This window comes from Sinorhizobium sp. NFACC03, from assembly GCF_900103435.1.
Classification (GTDB): Bacteria; Pseudomonadota; Alphaproteobacteria; order Rhizobiales; family Rhizobiaceae; genus Ensifer.
Genome location: NZ_FMXF01000069.1, coordinates 1 through 11,879 on the forward strand (window position 1 = coordinate 1; position 11,879 = coordinate 11,879).

At 59.8% G+C, this 11,879-nt stretch carries 8 protein-coding genes and 5 pseudogenes; 7 read left to right on the forward strand and 6 right to left on the reverse strand.

Features of this window, described 5'->3' with window-relative positions; genetic code table 11:
• Together BLU35_RS34590 and BLU35_RS34595 are read right to left on the reverse strand one after the other, a co-directional pair.
• Positions 1-516: IS701 family transposase (locus tag BLU35_RS34590; protein ID WP_143033065.1), on the reverse strand; the 516-nt coding region annotated here is incomplete at its 3' end.
• A gap of 63 nt (positions 517-579) precedes the next feature.
• Positions 580-1,527, reverse strand: a complete 948-nt coding sequence (locus BLU35_RS34595; protein WP_176907597.1) for a helix-turn-helix domain-containing protein — start codon at positions 1,525-1,527, stop codon at positions 580-582.
• Between the two features lie 308 nt (positions 1,528-1,835).
• Here BLU35_RS34595 and BLU35_RS34600 point away from each other — a divergent pair.
• From BLU35_RS34600 to BLU35_RS34610, 3 genes and pseudogenes are all read left to right on the forward strand, one after another.
• Positions 1,836-2,359, forward strand: a pseudogene (locus tag BLU35_RS34600) (IS110 family transposase); the annotation flags it as partial.
• 377 nt (positions 2,360-2,736) lie between these two features.
• Entirely contained in the window at positions 2,737-3,963 is a 1,227-nt protein-coding gene (locus tag BLU35_RS34605) for an MFS transporter (RefSeq protein WP_093236508.1), read from the forward strand.
• Positions 3,964-4,010: 47 nt separating this feature from the next.
• Positions 4,011-5,129 (forward strand): ABC transporter substrate-binding protein, encoded by a 1,119-nt coding sequence (locus BLU35_RS34610; RefSeq protein ID WP_176907599.1) that lies wholly within the window; start codon positions 4,011-4,013, stop codon positions 5,127-5,129.
• Positions 5,130-5,303: 174 nt separating this feature from the next.
• Here the strand turns inward: BLU35_RS34610 and BLU35_RS34615 are convergent, their stop codons facing one another.
• Complete coding sequence (locus BLU35_RS34615; RefSeq protein WP_093236505.1) at positions 5,304-7,442, reverse strand: TonB-dependent receptor; 2,139 nt, start codon at positions 7,440-7,442, stop codon at positions 5,304-5,306.
• Between the two features lie 215 nt (positions 7,443-7,657).
• Between BLU35_RS34615 and BLU35_RS34620 the strand changes: the two are divergent.
• Positions 7,658-8,601: pseudogene (locus tag BLU35_RS34620) on the forward strand (DUF6929 family protein).
• A 64-nt stretch (positions 8,602-8,665) separates the two neighbouring features.
• Positions 8,666-8,806, forward strand: a pseudogene (locus BLU35_RS36545) (SDR family oxidoreductase); the annotation flags it as partial.
• Positions 8,807-8,901: 95 nt separating this feature from the next.
• On the opposite strand, the gene BLU35_RS36550 reads toward BLU35_RS36545, so the two are convergent.
• The 3 genes and pseudogenes from BLU35_RS36550 to BLU35_RS34635 form a co-directional block, all read right to left on the reverse strand.
• Positions 8,902-9,096 carry a hypothetical protein gene (locus BLU35_RS36550; RefSeq protein ID WP_093236509.1) on the reverse strand — a complete coding sequence of 65 codons (195 nt, stop codon included), beginning with the start codon at positions 9,094-9,096 and terminating at the stop codon, positions 8,902-8,904.
• Positions 9,088-9,275 (reverse strand): annotated as a pseudogene (locus BLU35_RS36555) (hypothetical protein); the annotation flags it as partial. The pseudogene BLU35_RS36555 and the gene BLU35_RS36550, both read right to left, overlap by 9 nt.
• 270 nt (positions 9,276-9,545) lie before the next feature.
• The gene (locus tag BLU35_RS34635) at positions 9,546-10,982 is read right to left on the reverse strand and encodes an FAD-binding oxidoreductase (protein WP_093236507.1); all 1,437 of its coding nucleotides are present in this window, start codon (positions 10,980-10,982) and stop codon (positions 9,546-9,548) included.
• 344 nt (positions 10,983-11,326) lie between these two features.
• Here BLU35_RS34635 and BLU35_RS35490 point away from each other — a divergent pair, with 344 nt between their 5' ends.
• Together BLU35_RS35490 and BLU35_RS36940 are read left to right on the forward strand one after the other, a co-directional pair.
• Positions 11,327-11,587 carry an epoxide hydrolase N-terminal domain-containing protein gene (locus tag BLU35_RS35490; protein WP_143033066.1) on the forward strand — a complete coding sequence of 87 codons (261 nt, stop codon included), beginning with the start codon at positions 11,327-11,329 and terminating at the stop codon, positions 11,585-11,587.
• Between the two features lie 127 nt (positions 11,588-11,714).
• Positions 11,715-11,879: pseudogene (locus BLU35_RS36940) on the forward strand (IS110 family RNA-guided transposase); the annotation flags it as partial.

The following is an 11,879-nucleotide window of genomic DNA, read 5'->3' on the forward strand; positions in this document are numbered from 1 at the left end:
CGGGATCTGTGCCGAAGTGCGCCGCGCCTCGTCGTCAGCCCAGGCTTTCGGCAGGTACAGCCGCCGGTCGATCAGGGTTTGGCCATAGCGGCTTGCATAGGCAAGGAAGACACCTACCTGGCAGTTCTCAATCCGGCCGGCCGTGCCCGAATATTGCCGCGCCACCCCGACCGAATGCTCGCCCTTCTTCAGGAACCCGGTTTCGTCCACCACCAAAACGCCGCCCACACCACCGAGAGCCTCGACCGCATAGGCCCGAACTACATCGCGCAAGGCGTCGGCATCCCAATGGCTGCGCCCCAATAGAGACTGCATCCGATAAGGCCGCTCCAGCCCAGCCTGCTCGGCCATCAGCCAGCCGGTCTTGCGCTCCACCCCCGACAGCACGCCGTCAAGAAAGCCACCACTCGATACCCGCAACTCGCGGCGGCGAAACACCGACCCCAGCCGCTCTTTCAATGCATCAAGCTCGCGTTGCCACGCCAGCACCGACCCAGACCAGCTTGCGACGGACATGCAATTCCCTCCAGCTAAACGCTGAGAGTGAATCATGATTTCAGATCAAACGCAACTGTAGTACTAGCGGCAACGAGCGTCCTGCCAGGTTCCGGGAGTCACGCCGACAATCTTCTTGAAGCTTTTGGTGAAATGCGCCTGATCATAGAAGCCCACCGCCAGCGCGACGTCGGCCAGCCTCGTCTGGTTATCGCGCAGCATCGATTGCGCTACACGGATGCGCTCGCGCATCTGCCAAGCGTGCGGGGACACACCAAGCGACTTTTTGAAGGACCGGCAAAAATGAAATGGCGACAGCTGTACGAGGTTGCACAATTCACTGAGGCGAATATTCGTCATTAGCCGCGCACGCATGTAGTCGATCAACAGACGCCGCTGAGACTGGGACAAAGCAAAAGGCCTTTTCTCATCCGCGCCATGTTCAAGGCGGCCAAGCCCATTCAATAATGCCACCAGCAGCAGGTCGTCGTGCAGCGTGTCGCGAACCTCCTCGCCCAGGCATGCCGCTTCGAACCGCTTGGCGATCTGGAAAAGGACCGGGTCGTGAAACATGAAGCGCGGCGTGAAATCGGCAGGCTCGAACCCAACGCCAAGCTGCCGCCCCAGCAACGCCACGTCGAATTGAAGAACGAGCCAGCGCATGTAGCCAGATGGCCGATCGAAGAAGCCGAACTGACGTGCTCCCGGCGCTCCAACGGCCATCTGATGCGGGGTATCCTGCGTCGGGGTCGGGCGGCGCGTTCGGTGCGGTCCAATCGCAACCCGCGTATCTTTCTGCTCGAGCAGGACGATCAGACGCGAACAATCGGCCTCGTCGGAGTTGTAGACAGGCCGGTCGCAGGAGGCTTCGACGACCTTGGCGCTCAGACCCGTCCACATCGACAATGAACTTATGGCGTAGCTGACACCTTCTTCCCTGATCGTGGAGACATTTCTCCATGCCTCCGCCCCGACGCTCTTCGGGCCGAAACTCATCGATTTGATGTGATCCTGCGAAATCTTCTGAGGCATTGCGATCCGTTCTGAAAGCCCAGATTGTATATCGAAGCCAGAATGCATCTTGTAAGAAATTGCTCTGAAAAACCATCTTTGAACTTCACGCGCCGGAGTTTTTCAGGGCGATCTTCCTGAAGCGGCCGACCTGGCCGTGTTCCCGTCGATACATGGCCTTTATCAACATGGGGTAATCGCGAGAGCGGTGCCCTACTGGCTGCTGAACGGATATTTCCACGACGTCGCCAAGGTGGTTGTTCCCCGACAAGATGGAAAAACGGGATCATGGCGCGGGGCCTGTCCCAAGCATCGAACGGGAAACAACCATGGAAGAATATATCGGGCTCGACGTATCGTTGAAAGACACCGCGATTTCGGTGCGGCGAGATGGCAAGCGGGTATGGCGTGGAAAATGCGCATCCGATCCGCAATTACTGGCAGCTGTTATCCGTGAACGCGCTCCGAAAGCAAAGCGCGTGGTATTCGAGACGGGACCTTTGTCGGTCTGGTTTTACCATGAGCTGACTGCACAGGGTGTCCCGGCAATCTGCATTGATGCTCGGCACGCCAAAGCGGCGCTCAATATGGCGACGAACAAGACCGATGCAAACGATGCCGACGGCTTGGCTCATCTTGTCGAGGTTGGCTTTTACAAAGCAGTCCGGGTGTAGGATTCTAACAGCATGCTGACCCGTACCCTTGTCGGTGCCCGCGGTCAGTTGATCGAGGTCTCATGAAAACCTTCGGGCTCATTGTTCCGAAAGGAGCAGGACGCGTCTTTGAAGCCCATGTGCGCAGGCTGCTTGCCAGCAATGGCATGCTTGAACAGATCATCGTGCCACTGCTCAAACGTCCGCAAGATGATCCGTAATCGTAGGCCTCAAATTACCGCTTCGCTGCGTTTCAACAGCGGGCCGCAAAATCGTCAGCGCCGACGACTTACAGAAGCGCCAGCTCAACGAGCGCCTCGGGAGTGCCGTCGCTGACGACATAACAATCATCGTTGACGGCCAGAATGTCGTCGGTTAATCACCAGAATAACTTGAGTGCAGCATTCATAATAAGTTCTCTCTAAACGCTACGAGGCGAAGCTCCTGGTACAAACAAACACGCCTTGTTTTCGTTTTTGCCGTTACCGCCGCACCAGCGATGCCTCACGGTGGAAACGCGGGCAGTTCCGCTTCGATCGAGATGGCGGCCGCTTGGTATGGCTGGGACGTTAGCTCAATGACGAGCACAGTTGCCGCGCCGCGCGGCGTCTGCCCCGTTTTCGCGTTGCTGTTCGGCCTGCAATTTGTCTCGATGGGCGCCATGGAAATGAGCGGCCCGTTTTGGCCCATGCAAATCCAGCAACTTGGCCCGTCGAGCGCTTTTGGCTTGGCCACCATCGGCGTTTATGTCTGCCCGATGCTGGGAGTGTCTGTGACCAGTGCATTGTGGGGCCGCATGGGTGATCGCTATGGCAATCGCCTGATGATGGTCCGGGCGCTCGCCGGCCTGGCGATCACGCAAGTGCTCGTCGCCTTCGCTCAGGACGCCTGGACCATTCTGGTCATGCGCTTCCTGCAGGGAGCTTGCGCCGGTTACATTGCCCCGGCCCAAGCCTATGGTGTGCAGGTCACCGGCGGTCGCGACAGAGCCAGCCTCTTTGCATGGCTCCAGGTGGCGACCAACACCGGTTCGCTGGGCGGTGCGTTGCTGGGCGGCCTCATCCTTGATGCTCTGCCTTTTGCGGCGATCAATCTGACCGCCGGCATCGTCTGCGCCATCTGCTCGATGGTCGCGTGGGCAAGCCTGCCGACTGTGCCACGGGAAAGGGAGGGTGTGGGCCGCGCGAGGGCGATGACTGCATTGCCAGCGACGACGAACCGCATGGCGGTCCCTGGGCTGCTGCTATTGATTGGGCTGTTGCTTGCCAGCCGAATGGTGCTGCAAGTCCCGTTTTCCCTCTTCATGGCAGAGGTATACGACGCCGAGTACTGGATAATCGGCTTGAGCTATGGGCTCTTAGCTTTCGGCTTCGTTGTCGGCGCGCCCGCTTGGGCTAGGGTCTTCACCGGACGCGCGCCAGCCTTCGTGCTCGGATGGAACGTATTGATTGCCGCCGGCTGCCTGGTCGCAACCGGGCTTGCCGGCTCAACACGCGCCATCGGTCTCTTCGCGGGACTCTATTTTCTCTGGGGACTGTTGCTGGGGGGAACGACCCCCGCGCTCATGGCGCTTGTCTCAGCAGCCACGCGCGGCGATCGGCAGGGATCGGCGCTGGGGTTGGCGCAAAGCTGCCAACAGGCGGCATCGATCGTCGGGATCATCCTCGGCGTCGTCGCCACTCAGCGCTTTGGTCTCGAGGTCGCCTTCCCTCTCGTCGCCAGTCTTTACGGCCTTTCAAGTCTCGTGGCGCTCGGCTTATGGCTCCGCTCGCGCCGCACCATCGACAAAGGAGAACTATCTTGAGGAGAAAACTCTTAGCGCTACGCGCCGCGCTAACGGCCGTTGTCTTGATGATACCGGGCCCGTGGACGGCATTTGCCAGCGAACCGGCAGCGGTCCGGCAAACAACGACCACCGTTACCGACATCACGGGCCGTGAGGTTACGGTCAATGTTCCGGTCCAGCGCATACTTCTTGGCGAGGGGCGGCAGCTCTATCTTCTCGCGTCGCTCGAACCACGAGATCCCCTTGCTCGCGTCGTCGCCTGGCGTAACGATCTGATCGAGGCCGACCCTGCGACTTATAACCAGTACCTTCAGGCGTTTCCTGGGCTTGCGAAGCTCCCTGCCTTTCCCGGCCAGGAGAATGGTTTGATCGACATTGAGTCAACGATTGTACAAAAGCCCGATGTGGTTTTGCTCAATCTTGAAGCCATGCGGGCCAACGAAGACGCGCAATATATTCAGAAGCTGGCTGAATTGAAGATTCCGGTCCTCTACATCGATTTCCGCCACTATCCACTAAAGAACACGGAGCCAACCATCCGGTTGCTTGGAAAGATCTTGGGGCGCGAGGCACGTGCGGAAGAAATCATCGCGTTCCGCCGCCAGGCTATGGCCCGGGTCACCGATGTCATCGCGAGCAAGAACCCGAACCGCCCCAAGGTCTTCATCGAGCGCATCGGCGGCTATTCCGAAGACTGCTGCTTGTCGTTCGGCGCGGAAAATTTCGGCAAATATGTCGAGCTTGCCGGTGGTCACAACATCGGCAGCGACTTCCTGCCGAGTACCTTCGGACAGCTCAACCCCGAACAGGTCGTCGTTTCCAATCCTGAGCATGTGGTCGTCACCAGCGCCAACTGGCAGGCCTATGTGCCCGGCGGCCACTGGATCCCGCTCGGTCCGGGCGCCGACCCCGAGGAGACGCACAAGAAGCTCGAATGGTTCACCACCCGCGATGCCTATACCGGGATCGACGCGCTGAAAACGCGGAACTTCCATGGCATCTGGCACCAGTTCTACAACAGCCCTTACGAGTTCTTCGCCGTCCAGCAATTGGCGAAATGGTTCCATCCGGAGCTCTTTGCAGATCTCGATCCGAACGCGACGTTCGCCGAGTATCACCGCCGCTTCCTGCCCATTCCCTATAGACCGGGCTACGCCGTCAGCCTTGCCGGAGGTGCGGACTGACGGTAGGAGGCATCGGACGCCGCGCATCACGCGCAGTCGAAAAATCCGCGCACCGCCCCCTCAGATCGACTGCCCCCAAGAAAAATGCTCCGGTGTTTCCGCCGGAGCATTTTTTCTCTGATCAAAGCTAGCCTGGCACACTGTTCCGGACACGGGAGCTTGCCCCCCGCCCCATCAGAAATCGGTCGTCATCGACACCTTCACCGTTAGCGGCGCGCCTTGCGAAATCGTGCCGAAGCTCGCAACGCCGGACCAGTAGTCGAGATCGAAGGCGTTCTCGACTTCGGCCCGGAACGTAACCGGCTTTTGATTGATCTCGGTCAGGTACCTGGCGCCGAGGTCAAGCCGGGTCCAGGAGGGGATTTCCTGGGTATTGGCGGTGTTGACATATTGCTCGTCGGTATGAATGACGTTGCCCGTCAGCGTCAGCCCCTCGATGAAGGGCGTGTCCCATTCCGCACCCAGATTGACCTGCACCGACGGTACGCCGATCGGCGTGTTGCCGCGGGTCGCGGCGCTGTTGGTTTTCGTCAGTTCGCCCTCGATGAAGGTCACGCCGCCGAGCACCCGGACCTCGGGCGTCACTTCGCCGAAGATATTGAGTTCGACACCGCGATTGCGTTGTTCACCACCTTCGACGAAGACAAGACCGGCCCCGCTTGCCTCGAGCTGGCCGAAGGGCTTTTCGATCTGGAACGCGCTGACAGTCACCGCGACCCGCCCGAGATCCACCTTGGTGCCGATCTCGTACTGCTTGGAGCGATAGGGCGCGAGTGTCTCGCCGGCATTGATCGCCGTAGTCGGCGCACTGTCGCCGACGCTCAGGCCCTCGACGTAGTTCGCATAAAGCGCGACGTTTTCCCAGGGGCGCACGACGACACCGACCAGAGGCGTAAAGGCGTCCTCGTCTGACGAGGTGGTGACGGCCCCGGTGGCAGGGCTGTAGTTTTTGGTGTCGATGCTCTGCCAGCGCCCACCCAGCGTCAACTGCAGACGCTCGTCGAGCATCGACATCGTGTCGGAAAGCGCGACACCGTAGAAAGTGTTCTCCGAGACCCTTGGCACATGGGTCGGTTGCGGTACGTTCTGCCTGGGGCGCGGAAGCGGATCGAAGAGATTGGTAAGCTGGGCAGTTCCCGAGTTCGAGCCGCGGGCGAGGCTCTGCTCCAGACCACTGACCTGGAAGGCAACGGTATGTTCGACGGCTTCGGTGTCGAAGGTGGCGCGAACACCTGTCTCGGCCGTCAGCCGGTCGACATCGAAGACGAAATTCTGAGGTGTGATGCTAACGCTGCCGGAGTTGAGAAGGGTCGGTGTGCCGAAAAGGCGCTCGACACGCGAGTTGCCGCCGCCGATGGCACCGAACAGCGTCACGTTGTCGCTGAGGTCATATTCGACCCGGCCGAGCCACGACAGGTCCTCGCTCTTCGACCATTCCCATGGCTCCTGGACGTTGGATCGTCCGTCCGGCGCATCCGGGATCTCAATGCCGGCAACCGGGAAGAACGGGCGTTGCGGAGCGTCGAAGTCCTCCCGCTGGCCGATAACATCAAGCGTCGCCCTAAAACCCTCGCCTTCATAGTCGAGCGCGAGCGCACCGACCGTCACGTCGCGCGACTGGTTGTCGATCGCGGTGTCGCCGCCATGATAGCTGCCGTTGAAGCGCACGCCGAACTGACGCTCTTCGCCGAATCGGCGACTGACGTCCAGGTGGCCCCCGCCATAAAGATTCGAGACATAGTCGGTGGTAAGCCGCGTCAGGTCAACATCCCCGGCCCGCTTGGGCACGATGTTGATTGTGCCGCCGACGCCGCTGTTGGGCGAGACGCCATAAAGCAGCGCGGTCGGTCCTTTCAGCACCTCGACACGCTCGACATAATCGGTGAACAGGCGGTAGGTCGGTGCAACACCGAAGACGCCGTCGAATGCGATTTCGCCGAAGTTGCCCTCGTTGATCGGAAAGCCCCTGATATAGAACGAATCCAGCATCCCGCCGGAGGCATGGGTGCTTCTGACTGACGGATCATTGGCCAAAACGTCGGCCAAAGTCTGCGCTTCCTGGTTTTCGATTGTCTGCGCAGTGTAGCTGGTGATGTTGAACGGAGTGTCCATGAAGTCGCGGTTGCCGAGAAGCCCCACACGACCGCCGCGCGCCACCTGCCCTCCGGCATAAGCTTCCGGCTCATTCCCTATCGTCGCCGTCGAACGGCCCGCGGTCACCTCGATACGCTCGAGCACGGTCGCGTCTTGCGCCAATGCCACACGACTTACTGTCGCCAGCAACACTGCCAACGATCCTGCACGCAGTTTCATCCGTCACCCCCGTAACCTATTGACCGAAAACAATTCTCAGCCCCGTCGAGGGGAGAAAAAAGGCCGGTTGAGGGGTGCTAAATAAGTTGAATATAATTGTCAAGATATCGAGTACCTGCATGCGACGATCCCGCACAGTGGGCACTTCCTCCTCACCTTCTTCAAAATCATCACGCCGCTTTCGGGCGAACCCAACATAGTTCATGGTGTCACGGATGAACGACCGGAACCTCGAACTCAAAAAGATACGTGATCTCGATATCTCAGCGGCCGCCACAGGCGGCCGGCCCTTGCATCTGAGCGCCGGGAGCGGCCTCGTCCGCCACGGAAGGGCAATTTATGTTATTGCTGATGATGAACTCCATCTCGGCAGATTTTCGGTAGACGGCGTGGAGCCTGGCCGGTTGGTGCGTCTGTTTGACGGGGTCTTGCCGGACGCAAAGGGCGCACGAAAACGTCTAAAACCCGATGTCGAAGCACTCGTATTGATGCCTGCCCTCACAGGCTTTCCGAATGGTTCACTACTGGCAATCGGGTCGGGGTCGAATGCGAACCGCCACCGAGGCGCTCTATTGGGTTTTGACCCATACGGTGACATCTCCGGACCGCCTCGCACCGTTGATCTCTCAGAATTTTTGCATCCGCTCGAACAACACTTTTCCGAGATAAACATCGAAGGCGCTGTCGTCATCGGCGATGAGTTCCACTTCTTCCAGCGTGGTAATGGAAAACAGGCTGAAAATGCTATCATTCGCTACCCGCTTCAGCCGTTTCTCGAAACTCTGGAAGGTGGGTCTGCCAAGTCCAACCGTTGTCAGTCGACAGGGTTGATCTTGGTTCGGTCCACGGGGTTCCATTTGGCTTCACCGATGCGGCTGCATTGTCCAATGGTGAGGTTGTGTTCTGTGCCGTTGCGGAAGACACCCGGAATACCTTCCTTGACGGAGAGTGTATTGCAGCGGCCATAGGGATACTCGGGAAAGAAGGCCATCTGCGCTTTTGGCAACACCTTGATCAGCCGCGCAAGATTGAGGGAATCGACGCACGGTACAAAGATCAGCGCCTCGATCTTCTGCTTGTCACAGATCCTGACGACGCAAACGTCGCAGCAACGCTCTTGGCCTGCACTATCGATACATCCGCGTGGGGTGGTTTATAGCGAACGGCGGACAGCCTTTCCTCCATCTTCGCCTTCGCGTCGCGAAAGCACCAGCTTGCTTGCGGCCGAGGAAGTTGCCAATCCTGTCCTCTTCCTCGCCTCCGACCAGGCTTCGGGCATTCAAGCTGCGGAGATTGTCGTTGACGGCGGTACGACGGGCGCGATGGCTGGATCGCCCCGTTTTCGCAGAGGGGAACCACGTTGAGTGCAGGATGTAGCTGCCTCCTTCACCCTGTGGCGCGCGGGCATGAATTCAAGCCCGCGATCGCCTCGTGCACCATTGCATTGTGACGGGCATCATCACTTTGAGCGATCGGGCGAGGTTTCATCGAACCCGGCATCCCAATCTTTCTCCGGCCCCTCCCGACCCGGCGGATCGCGATGATCCGACATATCCTCCGACCCGGTTATGACCGTGGGCTTAGCACTGGCCACACCCGTGCTATTACGGTCTGCGGCGGACTTGGCAAACTGACCCTTCGCATCTTTTCTCATTCTTAGGGCCTCAGAAGGGCGGTTGCGTTTCGGATCGCGGTTTTTTTGCCGGCGGCGTCCCGATCCTCATCCGGTTCATCCTTGGCGGGGAGATATCCGCGAGGTCTGCTTTCCTCAGGGCCTTCCCAGCGGGGCGACTGCTCGGTCGTGCCAGGGGCGCCGTCTCTCGGCTTATAAATACCGATGTTGTTCTCCTTTCGCGCGAGCCCAACTGGATTGATGCCGGGAAGTTCCAGCCGGAGCTGGCCCCTCATCGATGCCGGAAACTACCCCATTGCCTCAAGGCGCTCGCGACCGGGTCGACCTGCGCATCAGACGATGCGCAGGTCGACGGCCACGGGAGGCGATGTCGGCATCAATCGGATCCGGCGTAAAAGCGGCTTTTGCCGTTACCTCAGGCGCGGCGACGGGAACGTCGGCGGCCGCGGCCAGCGACAGAGCGATGCGGTTCACGCCCCTCGATCTTCGAGCGGCCGCACGTTCTGATTCATTCGGAACAGGTTCTCAGGGTCGTACCGCCGCTTGACCTCGATAAGCCGCGGATAGTTGCCGCCATAGGCCGCCTCGATCCGGTCGGCCTCGTCGGCGGGCATGAAGTTGATATATGCGGTGCCAGCGGCATGGGGCCTGGTTGTCTCGAAAAGCTGCCGCGCCCAGCCAATGCAGGTCTGGTCCATCGCCGGCTCGCGCCATCGTGCGTGGACATTCATGACAAAATGCGAGCTGCGCTGCGGGAATGCAGTCTCCTCAACCGCTACCCGGCCGGCCGCCCCACCGACATGGGCGATGAATATCTCGCATTCCGGTCCAGGCAATTGCCGGATTGCATCGACCAAAACGCCGATAGCCGCATCGGAAAGCTCCATGAAATCATGGCTCTTCCAATAGTTGCGGGCTCCGGGCGTAAGTAGCGGATCGAAGGCCTGCTGCCACTCGACGAAGGGCTTGGGACCGACGACGTCGGCGATCGGCTTACCGATCGCACGCAAGCCAGCCGTCGCTTGCTCCCCCGCGACCAGATCGCCGCAATAGCACATGGCCAGCACCAAGATCTCCTTGCCGTGCCACTCCTGCGGCAGAAACGGCAAAGGCGGCGCTTGCCGCATAACGACCCAGCAGGTGAGTTCGTCCGGGACAGCGTCGAGTGCCTGCCTATATTGGCGGAGCACGCTTTGCGCATCGGCAATGGGATGCACGACAAGGCCAGCGAGGACCTCGGGACCGAGTTCGCGCAGCGCGAATTCGAAGGCAGTGACGACGCCGAAATTCCCGCCGCCGCCTCTTAAGCCCCAGAAGAGGTCGCGATGCTCCGTCGGGCTTACGCGCACGAGCTCGCCGCCAGCCGTAGCCACATCGGCCGAGAGCAGGTTGTCAAGCGTCAACCCGAACTTGCGCGTGACCCATCCGAACCCGCCGCCGAGCGCCAGGCCGGCGATGCCCGTCGTCGAGTTGATGCCGGTCGGTAGCACCAGGCGGAAGGCCTGCGTCTCTTTGTCGACATCGGCAAGGGTGGCGCCCGGCTCGACCCAGGCCCTCCTCGTTGTCGCATCGACGCGCACCGACTTCATCGGTGTGAGATCGATCATCAGGCCGCCGTCGCAGACCGCATTGCCGGCGATGTTGTGCCCGCCGCCGCGCACCGCGACGAGTAATTGCTTCTCCGCCGCGAAACGAACCGCATTGACGACATCGGCCGCCCCGGCGCATTGCACGATCAGCCCGGGCCGCCGGTCGATCATCCCATTCCAGATCGTGCGCGCCTCATCATAGGATGCGCCACCCGCATTCAGGACGCGCCCGCGCAACCGCCCCGCGAGTGCATCGATGGCCGCGGAGGCGATTGTAGTTTTTCCAGCATGGAGATTGGTGAGGCTCAGATCGTTCATGATTCGCTCCTCCCTGGTGAACCATTGCCCCGACGGCGTAGTATTCTGCGCCTCTGCCGGGCGACCGACAAGCATGGCAGGTCACTGCCAGCTATAGTCCTTTGGGGTGATCTGACGGCGCGTGCAACCGGGCTGTCGCACCACCATCGTCGCGAGCACATGTCTCGACCAAGCAGACATGCAGTGGTGTCCCGCGCGCCCATTGCAGACGATACATTATGCGATCATACACAACTATACGCTGTGTTACATTTTCGACCAACCGCGAAATATGCCGGATACGTCGGGCTATCAGGTTTCCCCGGTCAACCGAACTCAGCGATGAGAACATAGGATCAAGGTTCATGACCAATATAGAAAAATCGAACGCTCGCAGTAGAACTGCGGAAAGGATTCTAGCAGTTGCCTTCGGCTCCATGCTGTTCCTGTCTGCCGGGCCTGTTCTGACCGCAAATGCCGCTGACCCAAGCTCAGCGGTAGTAGTAAGTGGTACGACTACAGACGAAAGCATTCGACCTTTCGAATTTCATGTGCCGCAAGCTCAGCTTGACGATTTGCGTAGACGCATCGCTGAAACACGTTGGCCGGACAAGGAGGTGGCATGAAAGAGCGCCCGCCCACTGAGAGAACGGATCACTGAGATGCAGGTGATGATCGAGGGACAGTCACGCTTCCAGCCTGTCGGCTTATCCTGTTGGGGTTTTGGAGATCTTCAACACGGGAGTTGGAAGCATGACTGCGTCCTATGAATACCATATCGGCGTCGACTACCACAAATCCTACAGCCACCTGGTGGTGCAGGATTCGGGCGGCAAAACGCTCAGATCCGGCCGGGTGAAGAACGACCGCCAGTCGCTGGGCAGCTTTCTCGAACGCTATCGCGAGAATAGCCATGCG

Excerpts from the sequence above, each read along its gene's own strand:
- BLU35_RS34595 (WP_176907597.1), bottom strand. The coding sequence starts at position 1,527 with ATGCCTCAGAAGATTTCGCAGGATCACATCAAATCGATGAGTTTCGGC.
- BLU35_RS34605 (WP_093236508.1), top strand. The coding sequence starts at position 2,737 with ATGACGAGCACAGTTGCCGCGCCGCGCGGCGTCTGCCCCGTTTTCGCG.
- BLU35_RS34610 (WP_176907599.1), top strand. The coding sequence starts at position 4,011 with ATGATACCGGGCCCGTGGACGGCATTTGCCAGCGAACCGGCAGCGGTC.
- BLU35_RS34615 (WP_093236505.1), bottom strand. The coding sequence starts at position 7,442 with ATGAAACTGCGTGCAGGATCGTTGGCAGTGTTGCTGGCGACAGTAAGT.
- BLU35_RS36550 (WP_093236509.1), bottom strand. The coding sequence starts at position 9,096 with ATGAGAAAAGATGCGAAGGGTCAGTTTGCCAAGTCCGCCGCAGACCGT.
- BLU35_RS34635 (WP_093236507.1), bottom strand. The coding sequence starts at position 10,982 with ATGAACGATCTGAGCCTCACCAATCTCCATGCTGGAAAAACTACAATC.
- BLU35_RS35490 (WP_143033066.1), top strand. The coding sequence starts at position 11,327 with ATGACCAATATAGAAAAATCGAACGCTCGCAGTAGAACTGCGGAAAGG.